This is a genomic window from Vibrio sp. V01_P9A10T6 (assembly GCF_963877065.1).
Classification (GTDB): domain Bacteria; phylum Pseudomonadota; class Gammaproteobacteria; order Enterobacterales; family Vibrionaceae; genus Vibrio; species Vibrio anguillarum.
Genome location: NZ_CAWNTB010000004.1, coordinates 1 through 12,637 on the forward strand (window position 1 = coordinate 1; position 12,637 = coordinate 12,637).

At 43.7% G+C, this 12,637-nt stretch carries 11 protein-coding genes; 5 read left to right on the plus strand and 6 right to left on the minus strand.

Features of this window, described 5'->3' with window-relative positions; all coding sequences use genetic code 11:
* Position 1: 1 nt before the first annotated feature.
* Entirely contained in the window at positions 2-1,543 is a 1,542-nt protein-coding gene (locus tag AACQ21_RS00190; RefSeq protein ID WP_017042289.1) for a DUF3360 family protein, read from the minus strand.
* A gap of 614 nt (positions 1,544-2,157) precedes the next feature.
* Between AACQ21_RS00190 and AACQ21_RS00195 the strand changes: the two genes are divergently transcribed.
* The 4 genes from AACQ21_RS00195 (at position 2,158) to AACQ21_RS00210 (ending at position 5,438) form a co-directional block, all read left to right on the plus strand.
* Complete coding sequence (locus AACQ21_RS00195) at positions 2,158-2,928, plus strand: ABC transporter ATP-binding protein (RefSeq protein WP_013856548.1); 771 nt, start codon at positions 2,158-2,160, stop codon at positions 2,926-2,928.
* A gap of 104 nt (positions 2,929-3,032) precedes the next feature.
* A complete protein-coding gene (locus AACQ21_RS00200; RefSeq protein ID WP_026028918.1) occupies positions 3,033-3,809 on the plus strand; it encodes an ABC transporter substrate-binding protein in 777 nt (258 codons plus the stop codon).
* Between the two features lie 208 nt (positions 3,810-4,017).
* Positions 4,018-4,758: an ABC transporter permease gene (locus AACQ21_RS00205; protein WP_013856550.1), complete on the plus strand. Its 741-nt coding sequence runs from the start codon at positions 4,018-4,020 to the stop codon at positions 4,756-4,758.
* A 2-nt stretch (positions 4,759-4,760) separates the two neighbouring features.
* Positions 4,761-5,438 (plus strand): ABC transporter permease, encoded by a 678-nt coding sequence (locus AACQ21_RS00210; protein WP_105977393.1) that lies wholly within the window; start codon positions 4,761-4,763, stop codon positions 5,436-5,438.
* A gap of 112 nt (positions 5,439-5,550) precedes the next feature.
* Here AACQ21_RS00210 and xthA read toward each other — a convergent pair whose 3' ends face one another.
* The gene (xthA, locus tag AACQ21_RS00215) at positions 5,551-6,360 is read right to left on the minus strand and encodes an exodeoxyribonuclease III (protein ID WP_105977394.1); all 810 of its coding nucleotides are present in this window, start codon (positions 6,358-6,360) and stop codon (positions 5,551-5,553) included.
* Positions 6,361-6,585: 225 nt separating this feature from the next.
* Between xthA and AACQ21_RS00220 the strand changes: the two genes are divergently transcribed.
* Entirely contained in the window at positions 6,586-8,703 is a 2,118-nt protein-coding gene (locus AACQ21_RS00220; RefSeq protein WP_105977395.1) for a methyl-accepting chemotaxis protein, read from the plus strand.
* Between the two features lie 33 nt (positions 8,704-8,736).
* On the opposite strand, the gene rsmS is transcribed toward AACQ21_RS00220, so the two are convergent.
* The 4 genes from rsmS to dinG are packed head-to-tail and all read right to left on the minus strand — an operon-like array spanning position 8,737 to position 12,362.
* Complete coding sequence (gene rsmS / locus AACQ21_RS00225) at positions 8,737-8,907, minus strand: pleiotropic regulatory protein RsmS (RefSeq protein ID WP_105977396.1); 171 nt, start codon at positions 8,905-8,907, stop codon at positions 8,737-8,739.
* 1 nt (position 8,908) lies between these two features.
* Positions 8,909-9,457 (minus strand): primosomal replication protein PriC, encoded by a 549-nt coding sequence (priC, locus tag AACQ21_RS00230; RefSeq protein WP_010319211.1) that lies wholly within the window; start codon positions 9,455-9,457, stop codon positions 8,909-8,911.
* Positions 9,454-10,233 (minus strand): sulfite exporter TauE/SafE family protein, encoded by a 780-nt coding sequence (locus AACQ21_RS00235; protein ID WP_105977397.1) that lies wholly within the window; start codon positions 10,231-10,233, stop codon positions 9,454-9,456. Before AACQ21_RS00235 ends, priC begins: the two co-directional genes overlap by 4 nt.
* Before the next feature lie 53 nt (positions 10,234-10,286).
* The gene (dinG, locus tag AACQ21_RS00240) at positions 10,287-12,362 is read right to left on the minus strand and encodes an ATP-dependent DNA helicase DinG (RefSeq protein ID WP_105977398.1); all 2,076 of its coding nucleotides are present in this window, start codon (positions 12,360-12,362) and stop codon (positions 10,287-10,289) included.
* Between the last annotated feature and the right edge of the window lie 275 nt (positions 12,363-12,637).

Below are 12,637 nucleotides of genomic sequence, written 5' to 3' on the forward strand. Positions count from 1 at the left end.
ATTATAGCCAAGCTTTTAAACCGTATTGGTTTTCAAGCATACCAACCGCAAGCATAGCAATTAAACAGATGATCAGCACACCACCTGGAATGATGATTTTATCGATAAAAGACAGCTTTGATGCACGTTCTTTGTCGCCAATTAGGCCATTGTTATCGAGTAGCATGGTCAATGCCCACGCTAGAACAGGGTTCACCACAGCGCTACCAAAGATACAGATGCCCGCTGCTTGTGAATCTTTTGTGTTTCTTACCATTTGCATACCCGCTTCTAGTAAAGGAAGAAATACCCCTACTAATAGAGCAATACGCATCACTGGAGGCCAAACCGCTACGTCCATAGGGAAGCCAAGGATAGCAATAGTCATGACCAATAAACCTAAGATGATGGCACCACCAGGAATTGGGCGTTTAGCAATCGCCGCTGGGATCATATACGTTCCCCATGACGATGTGATATTACCACCACCAAGTGCTGTACCTACCATTTGACGAATTGAACACATGGTCATTGTGTCATCAACATCCATCAGTACTTTTTCAGTTCTCTTTGGATAGTTCAATTCTTGGAAAATTCGGTGACCAAGGAAATCTGGTGACCACATCGCAACGGCCAAAATAGCAAAGGGCAATGAGGCGATAAAGTGTTCTACTGTTGGCAAACCAAGCATCCAACCTTCAGTGGTTGAGCCCCACCAGTAAACAGGATTAAGGTTAGGTAAGCCCATTTGAGTTTCAAATTGAAGATCAAAGCCAGTACCGAATAAAAGCGCAATCGCAAGCCCTGTCATTGCACAGACAGGAATTGCTAACCAACGCATGTTGATTTTTGCAAGAAATGCATACAGCACAATATTGACACCTAAAACCACTAGGCCAACGTAACCTAAGCTGCCTGCGGCGACATCGGCCGATTGCAAACTGGTAGCCCAAGTTTGGATAGAACCAATTTGGCTCATTGTTCCGGTAAAGCCGAGGAAGATAAGCAACCCGCCTGCGGTTCCCTCGGAGGTTAGATTGACCAGTTTCGAGCCTCCTTTAAAGTAACTTAAGAGAAGACCAAAAACGCCAAGCAAAATTGCCAATGCCAAAGGGTGTGCACCGGCTAATGCGATTGAGCCGATAAGAGGGATCATTGGGCCATGGTTGCCAGCTAAGTTGGCTTTTGGGTTTAAGAAACCAGAGGCAATAACACAGAAGAAGAGGGCAGGAAATAACATCTCTACACGTGCAACTTCAATCGCGAAGTCTTTACCTAGATGAATGTGATCCCATGCTTGGGTTAGGCCATCAGCCCAAGACATCATTACCGCTGAGTACATGGCGATGATGCCGATTGTGCCCGCGATGGCTGGTACAAAATCTTCAAGTTCAAAACGGAAGTCACGACCAGGTAAGTTCAAACCAAAGCGACGGGGCTTCATGATTTGCAGTTCGTGGTCTAGGTAATCTGAACGGCTTGCAAACTCAGATGCTGGACGATGCAGCTCTTTATAGCTTTTCGTCTCGATTTCTGAGCGCTCATTGTTGACTACGTCTGGCATAGATTCCTCATATTTTTAAAAGTTAGTAATTCGTACTGAATCCTAGTAATCCGCGAAGAAGCGGTAATGTTTTTAATTGAATATGTAGCACATCTCATATGTGCTTGCATAACAACAACTAAAAAAGAGAGTGTGGTTATTTATACAACCTTATCTTTGCTCGCGAGTTTAGCTTGCTTATCCTTTAGGGTGATTGATCTTGATCACTTTAAGAATAAATGTGAAAGAAAACTACAGCAGCCTAATGAAAACGGGGGGTTGAGCCGTTACTTGCTTGAAATAAGTTTTCACATTGTGATGTTTGTAGAAGAGTTTCAATGATATTAATGACCTTAAATATCTTATGAATCTAGGTGTACTTTATACATGAATAGGTTGTCTATTTTTGAGTAAATGTTAATGAAATGAGTTAACTGTTAATTGCTTGATGTGCCATTTATATGCGCCATACGGAGAAGTATTGGCTAAAATGTGAATTTTTAATCAGATAAAATAACTAAATATCCTTATTTTGCAGGTTAATAATTTGTTGCATGTTTTCGGTGTGAATGCTAGTTTGTATCAAAAATGGGAGTTGGAATACTCTGCAGTAGCAAATACAGGGAGTTAAGCGCATGACTGATGTACCGGCGCTGAATATTAAAGAGCTGCACAAAACCTTTGGTCAAAACGAAGTACTAAAAGGAATCTCGCTAGAAGCTCGTAAGGGTGATGTGATCTCCATTATTGGTTCTTCTGGCTCGGGAAAAAGTACCTTTCTTAGATGCATCAATTTACTTGAAACACCAACCTCTGGTGATATTTGGGTCAATGGTGAACTCATTCAAATGAAAAAAAATCGGCAAGGTGAAGCTTCACCTGTGAGTGAAAAGCAGGTGCAACGAATTCGCTCACGCCTTGCTATGGTATTTCAGGGATTTAACCTTTGGTCGCACATGACGGTGTTAGAAAACGTTATTGAAGCACCAATTCATGTGTTAGGAGTACCGAAAGCACGAGCCATCGAGAGTGCTGAGGTGCTGCTAAAAAAAGTCGGCCTGTATGAACGTAAAGACTATTATCCTGGTCACCTTTCTGGTGGGCAACAACAACGTGCGGCGATTGCTAGAGCGTTGGCCGTGGAGCCAGAAGTCATGCTGTTTGATGAGCCCACTTCTGCACTTGATCCTGAATTGGTGGGTGAAGTGTTGGGTGTTATGAGAGACTTGGCAGAAGAAGGCCGTACTATGCTGGTAGTGACTCATGAAATGGCCTTTGCTCGCGATGTTTCAAACCATGTGATGTTCTTGCACCAAGGTTTAGTGGAAGAGCAAGGAGATCCAGCCATCCTGTTCACCCAGCCTAAATCTGAACGGTTAAAACAATTTATATCCTCTATTTATTAATGTGTTCATTATGTTGTGGTATTCGTCACGACATAAATATTAAGCAAAACCAACATAAACATAGCATGATAAATAAGTAAGACCTCAATCACAGGAGTATGGAAATGAAAAAGTGGTTATTAGTTGCAGCCGTTGCTGCTAGTGCAATGACTGGTATGGCCCAAGCGAAAGAATGGAAGACGGTTCGTTTTGGTATAGAAGGGGCTTATCCTCCTTTTAGCTGGACAGAGGCTGATGGATCTCTCAAAGGCTTTGATGTTGATATGGCCAATGCGTTGTGCAAGGAGATGAAAGTCGAATGTAAAATCGTTCCACAAGACTGGGATGGCATTATCCCATCACTGCTTGCACGTAAATATGACGCGATTATTGCAGCCATGTCGATTACCGACGAGCGCAAGAAAAAAGTCGATTTCACTGGTAAGTACGCATTAATTCCCAATAAATTTATCGCCAAGAAGGGAGCCGCGTTGGATTTTTCTAAAGAAGGTCTAAAAGGGGTGAAAATTGGTGTACAACGTGCAACAACGCACGATAAGTATCTTACTGATAATTATGGCGATGCAGTTGAAATTGTCCGTTATGGTTCATTTGATGAAGCCTATCTTGACCTAGCCAATGGCCGTATTGCGGCAGTATTGGGTGATGCCTCTGCATTGGAAGAGGGTGTGCTTAACAAAGCGGGCGGCGAAGCGTATGAGTTCGTCGGCCCATCATTAACCGATCCGAAATGGTTTGGCGATGGTTTTGGTATTGCGGTTCGTAAACAAGACAAAGATCTCACTCAAAAACTTGATATGGCGATTAAATCTCTTCGTCAACAAGGGATTTACCAAGAAATTGCGACCAAATACTTTAATTACGATGTATACGGTGAATAAGCTGTAACATCATATCTTACCCATATAATTAGAAGGTGAGAGTGGGCCGAGCATATGAATATTTTTATCGATCACTCTGTAATTAGGACTGGTTAGCTCAGTTGACTCCACCTTCTCAATTATGATGGGAATCCATTGATTCTTAACGGCTGGATCCTAGTTCCAGAAGTACCCAGCCGTTAAATTCTCCAGGGACTAGGGATGAATTATGTTGGACCTACACGGATATGAAGCCTCAATTTTGAAGGGAGCGGTGCTGACCATTGAAGTTGCCGTGCTCTCTTTATTACTTGCCATGTTACTTGGCATGCTAGGTGCGCTAGCCAAGCTTGCACCTTACCGTTGGGCAAGAGCCATTGCCACTCTTTATACGACCATCATTCGCGGTATTCCAGACCTTGTGTTAATGATGCTTATTTTCTTTGGCGGTCAAATATTGTTGAATAATAGCCTTTATTCAATCAACGAATGGCTAAACAATTGGTTTATGGCAAGTGACCCGAGCCATGAATGGACCGCTTATCTCCCCGATTATATTGACGTTAGCCCTTTCATTGCTGGGATACTAACTATAGGTTTCATTTTCGGTGCCTATATGGCTGAAACCTTTCGTGGCGCTATTATGGCGGTTGATAAAGGAGAGATGGAAGCGGCGAAAGCGTATGGTATGAGTTCTACCTTAGCATTTAGACGCATTTTGCTTCCTCAAATGGTTCGTCATGCATTGCCAGGATTTGGTAACAACTGGTTGGTATTGCTCAAAACGACGGCACTTGTTTCCATTATTGGATTAGAAGATATGGTCAGAGTCAGCTCACTCGCGGCGGGTTCGACAAAAATGCCATTCACCTTTTATATGGCTGTCTCAGTGATCTTCCTTTTCTTTACCAGTGTATCAACCGGTCTTCTCAAATTGGTTGAGCGCAAGTTTAGCATTCACACGAGGTAAATATGGATTTTTCCCTTATTGCTCAAAGCCTACCAATTTATTTTAGTGGGCTATGGACAACGGTTTGGCTGGTGGGGTTGTCGTTAATCATCGGTTTGAGCCTTGCCATCCCCTTAGCGATTGCTAGAAATAGCCACAACTATTTTATTCGTACTCCAGCATGGACTTATACCTACTTTTTTCGTGGTACACCGTTATTGGTCCAGCTTTATCTCATCTACTATGGAATGGATCAATTTTTCCCGGTGAAAGATACCTTATGGGAAAACGCTTGGTTTTGCGCGTTGGTTGCTTTTGTTCTCAATACGTCCGCCTACTCGGCTGAAATTATTCGCGGCGCGATCAATGGTTTGCCGAAAGGCGAAGTTGAAGCGGCGAAGGCATACGGAATGAGTACTTGGAAAACGTATCGACGAATTATTCTACCGAGTGCGCTAAGGCGCGCACTGCCCGCTTATAGTAATGAAGTTATCTTCATGCTCCACGGTTCTGCGGTTGCTGGTATTGTTACCATTATGGATTTAACGGGGGCTGCGCGTTTAGTGAACTCTCGTTATTATGCCCCATTCGAGTCATTTTTAACCGCAGGTTTGTTCTATATGGGCTTGACCTTCATTATTTTGTTCTGCTTCAAACAGGCTGAAAAACGCTTCTTGGCTTATTTGCGTCCATTGAGCTGAAGGGCTGCGAGTAGCAATTTGTTGTACCGAGTTTGTTTCTATAATCAAGGCATAGATTAAAATAAGAAGCGCGCTGAATGCGCGCTTCTTATTGGCACGTTACTTTCTGTTCCTACAAGGAAAAACTGGACCAAATTGGCGCGTGATCAGAAGGTTTTTCTATTCCTCGAAGTTCATAGTCGATGCCGGCCTCTTGGCATTTTTTTGCTAGGTTCGGGGTCGCTAAAATGACGTCGATTCGTAGCCCACGGTTATCATCAAAGCCGCGTGAGCGATAATCAAACCACGAAAATTGATCATTTACATCCGGATTTAACTGACGGAATGTGTCAACAAAACCCCAGTCCATTAAAGTTTGTAACCATTCACGCTCTTCAGGTTGGAAAGAGCATTTTCCCGTTTGCAACCAGCGTTTTCTATTGGCTTCACCAATCCCAATATCCAAGTCGATAGGGCTGATGTTAATGTCTCCCATCACAATTATTTGTTCGTCAGGGGAATGATGTGCCGCTAAGTAACCCATTAGATCTTTATAAAACTGACGCTTATAGGGATATTTGGTCTCGTGGGAAATATTTTCCCCTTGAGGAAAATAGCCGTTGAGTATGGTTGTTTTTTGGCCATTGTCATCTTCAAAAGTGGCCATAATCATGCGTTTTTGATGATCTTCATTATCGCTAGGAAAGCCTTTCTGTACTGAAATGGGTTCCTTCTTGCACAACATGGCGACGCCATAATGCGCTTTTTGACCATGGAAATAGACGTGGTAGCCCATGGCTTCAACATCCTCAAGAGGAAAAGCGTCATCGTGTACTTTGATTTCTTGAAGTCCAATGACATCAGGTTGATGCTTATCAATAATCGCTTGCAGTTGATGAAGGCGAGCTCTCAAACCGTTGATGTTAAAACTGATGACTTTCATAAGGGATCCTTAAGATGAGTTGTGCGCAAGATGTTACCATTTCAAGGCGCAAGGACAAGACGAAAAGCGAATCAATTGTAATACGTAAATTTTTTGAATAGTCAGAAAGGATATTTTTATTAACATTTATGTAAACTTACGATTGATCTCTCAAGTCAATATGCTCTAATTAAAGTCGTCACCATTTCGTCTGAAAACCCTATTAGCGCAGCATAAGGATGTAGTATGCGAACACTTTCGGTTCAATGGAAAATAACCCTTTTAGCCGGCCTTTGCCTGCTAATTACGTCATTGTCTCTCATTGGTTTCTCTGTTTATAACGCAGTGAATAACCAACAAGCAATAAAACAACAAAGTTCAGATTCTGTGATCAATAAATCGCAGCAGTTATTAGAAACTCGGGCGCTGCTCAATGCCACCGAAGTATCTGAATATCTCAGTGAAGCCATGTATCGGGCTCAAATGCTTGCTGATACGGCCTTGTTTTTCAAATCAAATACCGAAGAAAATTTTGGTGAAAGCGAAGCGTTAAGGACATCTTTAGATGAAATGGTTCGCAAGACGGTAGTCAATTATCCCAATGTTCAGGGGGCTTATCTCGTCTTTAAGCCAAATTTGCTCGATAGCGAGGATGACAACTACCAGAATGCTGACTATGTAGGCTCAAATGAAATAGGTCGATTCGCTGCATACTGGATAACGTCCTCCAATGATGAAAATGTTGTGGCAAATGTATTAAGCGAAGTGGCATTGAAGGATGAAGGAAACAGTGAGCGTTTCGCCTGCCCGTTAACAACCGCTAGTGCATGTATCTCATCGCCTAAAATTGTGATTCAAGACAATGAAACGTTTCTTACTTCTTCTCTCTCTGTGCCCATTTTGATTGATGGCGTTGCGATTGGCTTTTTTGGCATCGATTTAAAACTTAGCCCACTGGTAGCGATTGCACTGAGTTCAGATCAAAGTCTATTTGGCGGTAATGGTAAGGTCTTTATTGTCAGCTTAAATAACACGCTTATTGCGACTGATGAGCGTGAATTAACCTTAGGCGCGCCACTGGCTGATTCAGTCTTGACTACAAAGGAGATCGCCAATCTTCTAGCCGAGGGTAAAGTCCATTCTCAATGGAATTCAGATCGGCAGTGGTTGTCTGTCTTTGCTCCCATTCAGGTGGCGAACCAGACTTGGGGCGTGGTTTTTGAAATGCCGACATCGAGTGTGCTAGCTGATGCCAATCAACTGGATCAGATCATTACTCAACAGGTAGAGAATGGCGTTAGAGCGGAGCTATTAGTCGGCGCATTGCTAGTCTTTTTAGGGCTCGCGATCATTGCGTTAGCTGCCACCCAAATTGTGAAACCTATTCGAGCGGTCGTGGAGCGGTTACAAGATATTGCTTCTGGCGAAGGGGATTTAACTCAGCGGCTTGTCATCAGTAGCCATGATGAAATCGGTGATTTGGCACGCGGCTTTAACCAGTTTTTAGACAAATTACAGGCTATCATTCAGCAGATCGTAGAAAGTGCGAACCAAGTAGCTCAAACGACTGAACAGGCACGGCAGTCTGCCGTACAAACGCGTAGCCGTAGTGAGTCTCAATTTAAAGAGATGGATATGGTGGCGACTGCCTCTGAAGAAATGACACAAACAGCAAGTCTCGTTGTGCAAAATGCCGAGGCTGCGGTGCAAGCCGCTTCGCAAGCTAATCACTCCGCACTGACTGGGCAGGATGTCATCCGTGCCTCTGAAGCTGAGATGCATAAGCTGGTGGTGCGAATGAGTGATGCGGTGCCGGTTGTTGAAGAGTTGGCTCAAAACAATATCAATATTACCGAAATTTTAACGGTCATTGAGGGAATTTCACAGCAAACCAATTTGCTCGCATTAAATGCGGCTATAGAAGCGGCTCGGGCCGGAGATCAAGGGCGAGGGTTTGCTGTTGTCGCCGATGAGGTACGTAATTTGGCCCAGCGGACTCAGAATTCTGTGGGTGAAATACGCAAAGTGATAGAAAAAGTCCAACAAGGTACTGAGGGCGTAGTTGAGGTGATCCAGCAAGGAAACGCGTTAGCAAATGGAACTGCGATGCAAGTCCAAAAGGCCGTTGCTGAATTAGAAATAGTGTTTGAATCCATCTCAGCAATTAACGATATGAATAGTCAGATTGTGAAAGCGGCCCAAGAACAGCAAGCCGTCTCTGGTGAAGTCAACCTCAGCCTATCCAATATTCGTGATCTTAGCGCGCAGATATTGACACTGGTCGGTGAATCAGAATCGGTTGGTGCTCAGATAAGTCAACTCTCGGCTAAGCAGCAACAGTTGGTAGGACAATTTAAAGTTTAACGACAGAAAGAGTAAGAAGTAGATGTTTGTTTCTTACTCTCTCGCAGTATCATCCAGTTTACGCAATAAATCCTGCTGTACGATTTTCAGCGCTTCAAGTGCGGTGTGTGGTTTAATCTGATTGGTTTCTAATAAGTAGATGAGATCGACAGCGAGCTTTATCTCTTCAGACGCACCGTCTAGCGGTACAGTAGGATCATTCATTTTATTGGTTTTTCTCCCTGAACGTAATTTGTTTTTCGATCTTAGCCTTAGCTTCTTGGCAACGCTTGAGCCGTTGCTCTACCGTTAATAACGCTTTTTGTGCTTGCTGCTGACTAACAGCAGAAGTTTGCTTGAGTCCGAGTTCTTTTTCTCTCACCATATCCATCAGCCTTCGCTCCCATTCTTGGTGCTGGGCTAGCTCTTGATATAACGCATTGATCGGTTTGCGATAATAGCTGCGATGCTTGGGCTCACTTTTTCTGATCGATACTGTCGATATTTCGCGTTGGATTGCCGCAATTTGTGCAAGCAGTCGATCGGTTAGATATTGAGCTCGTTGACTGGTTAGCCGTTGGCTCTCTTGTTCGCGCACGATGGAGTCAAAGGTCGCTTTTGCTTCCATAACACAAGGGATTAATAAGTGCGCTTTACAGTGGAACAGGCGCTCATCAAACAGAGCCTGATGGTGTTCACCACGAGTTCGGTCAACACTGGCGGCTTGTTGTTTCAACTCTTCAATTAAGGACTTCAATTGAGAAAAATGGTTCATAAGCCTGCAAACCACGCATCATAAGTCAGCTTGATTGCAAGCACACTGACCACACTCACAAACACCGGACGAATAAATTTAGCGCCGAAACGAATCGCTGAATGTGCGCCAACAAAAGCTCCAGCCATCAAACAAACTCCCATAGTCAGTCCCAGCACCCAGTCAATATGCCCCAAAGTGGCAAAGGTAACCAATGACGTTACATTACTGGTAAAATTCATCGCTTTAGCAAGGCCAGAGGCCAATAAAATGTTGAGTCGGTATAACGCCATCGAACTGACTGTCCAAAATGCGCCAGTCCCCGGCCCTGCCAGCCCGTCATAAAATCCAAGTATCAAGCCTTGCGCATACTGCTTTTTGTGAAGTACAGGGCAGGGAGGCGGGCTGACATTCTGGTGTGCATGTGGTGTTTTATGCCATATCGTATAGATAGCGGCAGCTAGAATAATGAGCGGCAGCACTTTTTGTAGCCAATCGGTGCTGATCGCATCGACAGCAAAAGTACCTATGGTTGCGCCAATTAAGGTGGCAATGAAAGCTCTGACCCAGCAACTTGGTTGAAACAACTTCTTCTGATAGTAGGTTAATGCGGCAGTTGATGAGGCAAATGTTGCCGCTAGCTTATTCGTTCCTAGTGCGATGTGCGGCGGAAGACCGATTGATAATAACGCGGGTACAGTAAGCATGCCACCGCCGCCAGCGACTGCATCGATAAAGCCAGCAATAAAAGCAACAAGCGCCAACACAATCAAAGTGGTTGGCTCAACAAATTCCATGAATAAAATCGGCCCTGAGTAATGAGATGAAAGGGCGTAGTGTTAAGCCCTAGCTAATATTCTATTGTTCTTTTAAATGGAGGAAGCGAGTCCAATAATGATTTTCCGTAGCGTTTTGAAACGATTCGGCGATCGAGAATCACGACTCTACCAGAATCACGCTCTTTGCGCAGCAATCTCCCGACGGCTTGGATCAGCTTTTTGCTGGCTTCAGGAACGGTTATCTGAATAAAAGAGTTTCCACCTCGTTTCTCTATGTATTCGGCGTGAGCTTGCTCAACTGGAGAGGTTGGTACGGCAAACGGAATTTTTGTGATCACCAGATTCTCCAAAAGTTCTCCTGGTAAGTCTAGCCCTTCCGAAAAGCTACTGGTGCCAAACATTACGCTCGTTTTACCACACTGCACTAGCATTTTATGTTTATTTAGAATTTCTGTGCGTGATATTTCACCTTGGACTTGCAGCGCCCAGCCTCGTTTAACAAAATCTGTTGATATTTTTTCAGCCACTTCGCGCATTTGCCAGTAAGAAGCAAACAGCACTAAATTAGCTTTGTTTGGCTGAATAAACTCAGCGAGCCGCTCTACCAGATAATCAGTATACTCTTTCGCTTGCGGTTCAAAACGCATTGCTGGAATGAGTAACTCGGCCTGATTTTGATAATCAAACGGTGAAGCGAGTGCTAGGAAACGTGTACCATCTTCTGCCTTTTCACTGATCCCTGCTTGCGAGCAAAAGTAGCTGAACGAGTTAAGAGCTCGCATCGTCGCGGAGACTAAGATTGCGCCTATGCAGCGGCTCCAGATCTGTTGATCAAGTTGCCAACCAATTTCTAGCGGTGAAACGTTAACAATGAAATCACCTTCACGTTCAGGGTGAATTTCAAGCCAACGTGCCAAAGGGGCTCCTTTTTCTCGCTTGGGCTCCGCCATCAGCAACCATACTTGGGCAAGGTTCTCTAAACGCTGAATATAAAAGCCTAATTCAGTCAGTGCTGGTTCTGCCAACCGAGCGGCGAGTTCGCCTTCTTTAACTCGTTCAGCAATCAAGTCCGCAATTTTAGCGACGGATTGATTGGCTTTTTGAGAGAGCCGCTTCAGGGTTTTAGACTCTTCTTCAAGCCATTGTGGCAGTTCTCCATGCTCAAAACGGTATCGCTTTTCTTCAAATTGTTCGGGTACAAACTGCTTTGTCAGTTGGCTCAAGCTTGGGATAAGTTGTTGCAGTGTCTCTTGCAGTTCGTTACGAAAACGTGCCACTCGTTTTTCTTCGGCTAAGCTTGAAAACTTGGTTACGGATTGATTGAGTTTTTCTAACCAACTAGCTGCGCCTTTCAAGCTTGCTGACGCTGAAGCGTGATCACGTGCTACATGAGGTAAGTGGTGTGCTTCATCAAAAATGTAAATGGTGTTTTCGGGCTCAGGCAGAATGACACCACCGCCAAGGTCAGCATCCGCCATGACCAAGCTGTGGTTGGCAATAATGACATCGGCTTTATCCAGTTCCGAACGCGCCTTTTGAAAAGGACAATCTCTGTGGCCAGCAAAGCTACCATTACAACTATGCTTATCACTAACAATCAGTTGCCATAACTCATCTTTAATCGCTTTTGGCCACGAGTCGCGATCACCGTTCCATTTTCCTTGAGCCAGTTTTTCATACATGGTGATGAATAATTCAACGTCTTTTTTTTGTGGCTTTGATTCGAACAGGGCAATTTGTGAGCCATCTACTCCACACGCAGCCGCGAGTTTTTCGGTGCAACAGTATCGTTGACGTCCTTTGGCAAGGATAAAAGAGAATTGACGATCAGTGATGCGTCTAAATAAAGGCAAATCTTTGCTGATCAGCTGTTCTTGAAGTGCCACTGTGGCTGTCGAAACAACAACCTTTCTATTATTCAACACTGCAACAGGAACCGCTGCCATTAAATAGGAGAGCGATTTCCCTATTCCTGTACCCGCTTCAGCAATCAAGATTCGGTTGGACTTGTGATATGAACCACACAATGTTTTTGCAATCTCAGCAACAAGATAATTTTGTCCTCGACGAGGAATGAAGTTTTCGAGCTGAAATTGCAGGTTTTGATAACTATCCCGAATGGATTTTTGGATTTTTGTTGTAAGCATACACAGACCTAAATAGCAGAGTGCCGAGTCTAGCACAGTTCACTAAAGGATACGCAGTTCACGAAATCGTATGCTTTTAGATCAAATCTAGATCTTGTTCACAAAAAAAAACTGAACCTTCAGGAACTTATGTTTAATTCTCATTGTTAAAAATATAAAACTACCTATTGGGTTAAATGATGACATAAATATATATTTAATCTTGCCAAACTGAATTTTATTGGTGTTTAATTCTTATGTTTCATGATTGTTAGTTTTTAGATTGTGTGATGTTT

Excerpts from the sequence above, each read along its gene's own strand:
- AACQ21_RS00190 (WP_017042289.1), bottom strand. The coding sequence starts at position 1,543 with ATGCCAGACGTAGTCAACAATGAGCGCTCAGAAATCGAGACGAAAAGC.
- AACQ21_RS00195 (WP_013856548.1), top strand. The coding sequence starts at position 2,158 with ATGACTGATGTACCGGCGCTGAATATTAAAGAGCTGCACAAAACCTTT.
- AACQ21_RS00200 (WP_026028918.1), top strand. The coding sequence starts at position 3,033 with ATGAAAAAGTGGTTATTAGTTGCAGCCGTTGCTGCTAGTGCAATGACT.
- AACQ21_RS00205 (WP_013856550.1), top strand. The coding sequence starts at position 4,018 with ATGTTGGACCTACACGGATATGAAGCCTCAATTTTGAAGGGAGCGGTG.
- AACQ21_RS00210 (WP_105977393.1), top strand. The coding sequence starts at position 4,761 with ATGGATTTTTCCCTTATTGCTCAAAGCCTACCAATTTATTTTAGTGGG.
- xthA (WP_105977394.1), bottom strand. The coding sequence starts at position 6,360 with ATGAAAGTCATCAGTTTTAACATCAACGGTTTGAGAGCTCGCCTTCAT.
- AACQ21_RS00220 (WP_105977395.1), top strand. The coding sequence starts at position 6,586 with ATGCGAACACTTTCGGTTCAATGGAAAATAACCCTTTTAGCCGGCCTT.
- rsmS (WP_105977396.1), bottom strand. The coding sequence starts at position 8,907 with ATGAATGATCCTACTGTACCGCTAGACGGTGCGTCTGAAGAGATAAAG.
- priC (WP_010319211.1), bottom strand. The coding sequence starts at position 9,457 with ATGAACCATTTTTCTCAATTGAAGTCCTTAATTGAAGAGTTGAAACAA.
- AACQ21_RS00235 (WP_105977397.1), bottom strand. The coding sequence starts at position 10,233 with ATGGAATTTGTTGAGCCAACCACTTTGATTGTGTTGGCGCTTGTTGCT.
- dinG (WP_105977398.1), bottom strand. The coding sequence starts at position 12,362 with ATGCTTACAACAAAAATCCAAAAATCCATTCGGGATAGTTATCAAAAC.